The sequence below is a fragment of the Anaerorhabdus sp. genome, assembly GCF_036637135.1.
Classification (GTDB): Bacteria; Bacillota_I; Bacilli_A; order Erysipelotrichales; family Erysipelotrichaceae; genus Anaerorhabdus.
Genome location: NZ_JAVWNC010000083.1, coordinates 1 through 6,719, shown reverse-complemented (window position 1 = coordinate 6,719; position 6,719 = coordinate 1). Strand labels below are relative to the sequence as shown.

Annotated in this window: 6 protein-coding genes and 1 riboswitch; of the genes, 4 read left to right on the top strand and 2 right to left on the bottom strand. The window is 32.4% G+C overall.

Annotation, left to right across the window (positions count from 1 at the left end; translation table 11 throughout):
• Positions 1 to 110: 110 nt before the first annotated feature.
• A riboswitch (Fluoride riboswitch) is annotated at positions 111 to 183 on the top strand.
• A 44-nt stretch (positions 184 to 227) separates the two neighbouring features.
• From RR643_RS10810 to RR643_RS10795, 4 genes are all read left to right on the top strand, one after another.
• Positions 228 to 1,451, top strand: a complete 1,224-nt coding sequence (locus RR643_RS10810; RefSeq protein WP_332469493.1) for a cation:proton antiporter — start codon at positions 228 to 230, stop codon at positions 1,449 to 1,451.
• A gap of 25 nt (positions 1,452 to 1,476) precedes the next feature.
• Positions 1,477 to 2,814 (top strand): NADP-specific glutamate dehydrogenase, encoded by a 1,338-nt coding sequence (gene gdhA / locus RR643_RS10805; protein ID WP_332469494.1) that lies wholly within the window; start codon positions 1,477 to 1,479, stop codon positions 2,812 to 2,814.
• Positions 2,815 to 2,909: 95 nt separating this feature from the next.
• Positions 2,910 to 3,365 carry a LytTR family DNA-binding domain-containing protein gene (locus RR643_RS10800; RefSeq protein WP_332469495.1) on the top strand — a complete coding sequence of 152 codons (456 nt, stop codon included), beginning with the start codon at positions 2,910 to 2,912 and terminating at the stop codon, positions 3,363 to 3,365.
• Positions 3,352 to 3,795 (top strand): hypothetical protein, encoded by a 444-nt coding sequence (locus tag RR643_RS10795; protein WP_332469496.1) that lies wholly within the window; start codon positions 3,352 to 3,354, stop codon positions 3,793 to 3,795. Before RR643_RS10800 ends, RR643_RS10795 begins: the two co-directional genes overlap by 14 nt.
• A gap of 32 nt (positions 3,796 to 3,827) precedes the next feature.
• Here the strand turns inward: RR643_RS10795 and RR643_RS10790 are convergent, their stop codons facing one another.
• On the bottom strand, positions 3,828 to 5,291 hold the full coding sequence (locus RR643_RS10790; RefSeq protein ID WP_332483209.1) for a hypothetical protein: 1,464 nt from the start codon (positions 5,289 to 5,291) through the stop codon (positions 3,828 to 3,830).
• Positions 5,292 to 5,303: 12 nt separating this feature from the next.
• The coding region (locus RR643_RS10785) for a hypothetical protein (RefSeq protein WP_332483208.1) at positions 5,304 to 6,719 on the bottom strand (1,416 nt) is incomplete at its 5' end.

Here is a 6,719-nt window from a genome sequence, read left to right as displayed (position 1 = left end):
TGTTTTAGAAGAAGAAACAGGAACTGAAGAATAAGATAGGAAGAGTAGTCATCGAGGTGGCTACTCTTTTTCCTTAAAAAAATATTTTCAATAGAAACAAATCATGATAAACTAAACATGGGAATGATGATCTCCCTTGCGATATGCAGAACCGCTTATTAAGCTGATGACGTCTAGTTCTTTTTTTGAACTGGTGTTATCGGCTTTTATTTTGGAGGATAGAAAATATGTTAGTAAGTATAGGATTAGTATGTGTAGTGGGTCTAATATGTGCAGGTTTATTTAAACAATTAAAGTTACCAGGCTTAATTGGAATGATTCTTGCAGGTATTATTTTAGGCAACAGTGGATTCAATGTATTAGATCCAAAGTTAATGGACATCTCAAGTGAGATAAGACAAATTGCACTAATCATTATTTTGACGCGTGCGGGATTAGCGCTAAAGTTAGATGATTTTAAAAAGATAGGAAGACCTGCAGTATTTATGAGCTTTGTGCCTGCAATTTTTGAGATAGCAGCATGTACATTTATTGCGCCACTTTTCTTGCCATTAACAAACTTAGAAGGGATGTTATTGGGGTGTGTACTTGGAGCCGTATCTCCAGCAGTTATAGTACCAAGTATGATTCGATTAATTAATGAAGGATTAGGAGAAGAAAAAAAGATACCTCAACTTGTCTTAACAGGGGCATCATTTGATGATGTTGTAGTGATATCACTGTTCACAGTTGTATCAACATTTTTAGTTTCAGGAGTTGTGAATTTTACAAGTATACTTCTTGTACCAATATCAATAGGATTGGGTATTGTTGTTGGACTAGCGTGGGGATATGTATTTCAACTTTACTTTAGAAAGATACATATGAGAGATTCAGTAAAGATGGTTTTATTATTAGCGTTCTCCTTCATTTTTGTTGGATTTGAAAAAAACATAAATACGATAGTACCATTCTCTAGTTTAATTTGCGTTATGACAATGGCGATATCAATCAATATCTTCTATCCAACTCTAGCGAATCGATTATCAAGTAAATACAATAAGTTATGGGTAGCGGGTGAAGTCTTCTTATTTGTATTGGTTGGTGCAAGTGTGAATTTAAGTTTAGCCTTTAAAGGTGGATTTAGTTTACTCATTGTTATCTTTGGAGCATTACTACTAAGAATATGTGGTGTGTTTGTGAGTCTCACTAAAACTAAACTCAATCAAAAAGAAAAGCTATTTTGCGCTATCGCCTATTTACCAAAAGCTACAGTACAAGCGGCTATTGGTGGACTACCACTTGCGATGGGATTAGCTTGTGGTGATTTAATTCTTACAGGTGCTGTTGTTGCGATATTAGTTACGGCACCACTAGGTGCAATTCTCATTGATAAAACCGCAAACATATTACTAACAGAAAAAAATAGAGATGAAAATTCTTGTCAACAGGAAGACATAAGTCTAAAATAAGAACATAAAGGTTGGAGGACAAAGTATGAAGTATATTGATCGTGTATTAGATGAGATGAAACTTAAAGATAGTAATCAACCCGAATTTATACAAGCCCTTGAGGAAGTATTAAGTTCAACAGAAGTTATTTTTAAGAAACATCCTGAATATGAAAAAATGGCAATTTTAGAAAGATTAGTAGAGCCTGAAAGAATAATACAATTTAAAGTATCTTGGATGGATGATAAAGGGTTCACTCGCGTTAATCGTGGATATCGTGTTCAATACAATAGTGCTTTAGGTCCTTACAAGGGTGGATTAAGATTTCATCCAACAGTGAATTTATCAGTATTAAAATTCTTGGGATTTGAACAAGTGTTTAAAAATTCATTAACTACATTACCAATTGGTGGTGGTAAGGGTGGAAGTGATTTCAATCCTAAAGGAAAAAGTGATGCAGAAATCATGAGATTTTGCCAAAGCTTTATGACAGAGTTATATCGTCATATTGGACCAGATGTAGATGTACCTGCAGGAGATATGGGTGTAGGTGGAAGAGAAATTGGATATCTATATGGACAATATCGTAGAATTCGTGGTAAAAGTGAAAGAGGCGTATTAACTGGTAAAGGTATTGGATATGGTGGCTCTCTTGCTCGTAAAGAAGCTACAGGGTATGGTTTAGTATATTTCTTACTAGAAATGTTAAAGGAAAATAAAATTGAACCAGCAGGCTGTAAAGCGATTGTATCAGGTAGTGGAAATGTTGCGATTTATGCAGCAGAAAAAGCAATGCAAAATGGTATCCAAGTTATCGCTATGAGTGATTCCCATGGTTATATCGTGGATGATAAAATAGATCTTAAAATAGTTAAGAAAATCAAAGAAGAATTAAGAGGGTCACTAAAGGACTATCCGAAGATGGCTAAGCACGGACAATATTTTGAAGGTTCAGTATATGATGCAAAATTAAAAGCAGATATCGTACTTCCTTGTGCAACACAAAATGAAATAGATCTTAAAAGAGCAAAGGCGATTGTAGCGAATGGATGTATCGCTATTGCAGAAGGCGCAAATATGCCAGATAATAATGAGGCTATAGCTTATTACTTAGAGAAAGAAATTCTATTCGCTCCAGGTAAAGCTGCAAATGCGGGTGGTGTTGCAACATCAGCACTTGAAATGAGCCAAAACAGTATGCGTTATAATTGGACATTTGAAGAAGTAGATGAAAAACTACAAGGTATTATGAAAGCAATTCACCAACAATGCGTAGATGCAATGAAACAATATCGATTAGGCAAAAAGAATTATGTTGCTGGCGCAAATATTGCAGGTATGCAAAAAGTTATAGATGCAATGGTTGCCCAAGGGGATTATTAATCTGCAACTTATCCAATAAAATGACAACTTACTTAAAAGTGAGTTGTTTTTTTTATACATTCAGTTTATCCTTACAATGAAGAAAGGGGTTCTTTATGAAAATAAAAGTAATTACAAATCTTGATGTTGAAGATGAAGTACTCATACAATGTAAAAGCATAACCCCTGAAATTCAACGAGTTATTGATTTGTTGGAAAGTCAAAATAAGAAGATAGAGTGTATTGATATAGATAATCAAAAATTCTATGTGAATCCAACGGATGTTCTTTATATAGAAAGTATTGATGGAACTACTTATATTTACACAAGTGATCGCGTAGGAAAAACAAGATCAACACTTCAGGAACTGGAAGATGAATACTCAATTGCGGATTACTTCCGAGGTGCTAAGAATTTGATTGTTAATATTCAACACATAGATAGTTTAAAGAGTCAGCTCAATGGAAGAATTATTGTCACATTGGACAATCAAGAAATGTTAGTCATATCAAGACACTATGCAAGGTTATTTAAACAGAAATTAAAAGGAGAACAACATGAAAAAATTTAGAGATTTCTTTCTATGGTCAATGAACATGAAATTATATATGGGTATTTATTTCTCGGCTGTTATTTTCTTAGCAGGATTTATGTATTTTGTACAAGGTAAATATGAAATGACATTCTTGACCATATTTACTGGAATTATGGCTAGTTTTGTCGTAGCTTTACTTCAAGTAACCATGTTAGATGATCATTGTGATTACTCTAAAGGTATACTTTTCACAAAATCATTATCATGGTTAGTGATTTGTACAATCATATTTGGTGGCACTGCCTACGCATTTAAATGGTTTGAGGGATTACCGGATATCAATTATCCAATCTACATTATCACGATGGCAATAGGATTGATATTCATGTTGCTAGGTGAAAAGTATGAACAAGAAGCAAGCACTGAAAAACTAAATGAAGCGTTAAAGAATTATAGAAAAAAATAAACCTACACAGGTTTATTTTTTGTTTTACTAATTTACTTTAAACTAAAGGATAATACTTTATAAAAGTCTTTGTTGTTTCCTGGGGTTAATGCAATATCCCAAGTTAGGAAGCTATCTTTGTGATTAACTACAAACGTATGTATCTCACTTTGTATTAGATTACTACCAATTTTATCACCAGCAGTAGTATATACATCAAAAGTTGTACCAGGTTGGTTCGTGTTTATTGTATTTCTAACAATGTAAGGTGTTAGTGTGACATAATCCACACCATCTTCTTTAAATGACTCATAGATGGCACCATTGTAGTTGAGAGGGCCATCTCCAGCATAAGCTTCTCCTACTAAAGTTTTTTCCTCGACACTTTGAACAATTCCATTATCTATCATCTTAGTTTTCGTAATTTCATATGCTGGGTAATCAAAAATATCTTTTATTTGTTGATTAAAATAATCGATTGTGGATACAGTGTAATATCCTTCACCATATGTTCCTTGACTAATACGCAATTCAGAATTATCTGTACTTTTATTGCATAGTTTACCCATACAATGATATTCAGGTTTTATAGAAAAAGTAGCGGCAGTTAATTCTTCGATAGGTATATCAGCAGATGATTTGATAAAGAAAAATAAGAAAAGTGTATTGAGATAAGCAGAAGTACCCTTCCTGGTTTTAGTTTCCTCACCATTAAAACTATAAGAATAAAAATCAGATAAAAACTTTGTTCTAATTGGTTTTTCAGTAAAAGTTTGTTCATTACTTTGTTTCTTTTCGAGTTTACTGAAATCATATAGGTTGGTGTTATCCACAACTAGACTATCTTTATTTTTAAAAGTATATGTTTCTTCATTCTTGAAAATATTAGTTATATGAACATTTAAAGTTTGCATATAAGAATCAAATAGTAGTATGTCATTCCATGCGTTTATATAATAGGAATACATTTCTTTGCTTAAACTATCCACAAAAGTAAACGTACCAGGTTCAATGTCTGGGGTGCCGTTATTTTCGAATGAATTTTTAAGTTGATTGAATACTATTTTGAATTCTTGATTGTCAGATGTGGTTAATGTAGAACGAATTCTAGTGTTATTTATATTGATAGCACGAGTATAGACTGAGGTTAGTGTAGCGGTTTTATCTTTCTTCTCCTTAGTATAAGTAATCTGAGTATCTTCAAGAGGATAGTCATATAGCGCAGTTCCATCTATTGTGAATTGAATTTCCATTTTCTTTGGTTTATCAATAGTAACAATAATCTTATCGTTATCCACGGTGTAATTAAGATCATCTGTTGATACAATGACATCATCAAAAAAACCTCCGGAATAAATTACCATATTTAATTGTTCAATTTGTTTTTCAGTTAATTTATATTCAACTACTTCACTTGGCATAGGTGTTTCACTAGTAATTGGGCTAGGAGATACCTGTGGTTTTGTTGAACAGCTAACTAAAGATAATGATAATAAAATCAACATTACTTTTCGCATATCCATCCCCTCTTAATTCAGTTGTTTATATGATAATACTTGATAAAAATCAGAGTTATTTCGTGGTGTCATTTTAATTTCCCATGTAATAAATTTAGACATATGATTTACTACATAATCATTTACTTTTCCTGAAGGAATATTACTTACAACAAAATCCTCTTGAGGTGTATAAATATCATATGTACAGCTACTATCATTTGGTCTTGGGCAATTACTAATTTGTACAGTATAAGGAGTAAAAGTAACAGTGTCAATATTCGACTCACTAACATGATCTACAACAGCTCCGTTATAACCTAGTTGCCAATCACCAGAGTAATCATCACCAACTAATGTTTGTTCGGACTGACTAATAATAATCCCATTATCCAATCGACTATATTTTTCAAGTGAATATGCTTCAAAACCAAAGACATCCTCGATACATTGATTGAAGTAATCCAGTGTCATAAGTGAGAATTCACCATTTCTAAATGTATCTGTTGTAATATCTTTTTTATCCATTGAACACTTATTGTTGTAACAATAGTATTCGCTATCTACACGCATGAATGCACCTGCAAGTTCATCAATTGAGAAACTATCTCTGGATGTTAGAAAGAAGAATAAAGATAAAGTTCTATCAAATGAATCAATCGTATCAATTGATTTCATAGTTTCACCATTGAATGAATACCAGTAGAATGTATCTCTAAAATTGGTGACACTTGGAAAATCAGTAAACTCATTTGTTACTTTAGGTTTTTCAACTTTTATGTCATCTTCCGTTGTATCAATCTTAACTTCAGCAGAATCGTGATTTCGATAAGTATAGGAATCAAAGTTCATAAAGATATCTGTAATTTGTTTGCTTAACATTTGCATATTATTATCAAAGAGAGTTACTTCGTTCCATTGGTTAACATAAGTATCGAATACTTGTGTTTGAAGACTTTCAGGCAAATCATTCTTGCCAGATGGTTTGTTATTCTCGATTGTATATTTATCTTGGTTAAAAATAATTTGGTAAGTTATTTCGTCGCTAGTAGTGAGAGCTGATTCAATCTGTGCATCATTTTCTTCAGATGTACGAGTATAAATGGAATAAAGCGTTGCGGATTTTTTGTCGCTTTCTTCTTGATAATCATAGTCAATATCAATGAAATCATAAGTGTAAGAAGGAACTTCATTCACTTTAAATTCGACATTGATTTTATTCTTTCCGTTGAGTTGTACAGAAACAATGTCGTTCTCAACTTTATAAAAGATATTATTAGAGGATTCAATAACATCATCAAAATAACCACCAGTTCGTAGAAGTAAGTCTAACTGTTCGTTTTGTTTGTCACTTAAGACATAATTTATGGTTTCTTCTGTTTCGTTTAAATCAGTATTTTTATTGATAGTATTGCATCCTGCAAGAGTTAAAATCAAAAGTAGTAAACA

Bases quoted from the DNA above. Each gene is read 5' to 3' on its own strand.
- RR643_RS10810 (WP_332469493.1), top strand. From the start codon at position 228: ATGTTAGTAAGTATAGGATTAGTATGTGTAGTGGGTCTAATATGTGCA.
- gdhA (WP_332469494.1), top strand. From the start codon at position 1,477: ATGAAGTATATTGATCGTGTATTAGATGAGATGAAACTTAAAGATAGT.
- RR643_RS10800 (WP_332469495.1), top strand. From the start codon at position 2,910: ATGAAAATAAAAGTAATTACAAATCTTGATGTTGAAGATGAAGTACTC.
- RR643_RS10795 (WP_332469496.1), top strand. From the start codon at position 3,352: ATGAAAAAATTTAGAGATTTCTTTCTATGGTCAATGAACATGAAATTA.
- RR643_RS10790 (WP_332483209.1), bottom strand. From the start codon at position 5,291: ATGCGAAAAGTAATGTTGATTTTATTATCATTATCTTTAGTTAGCTGT.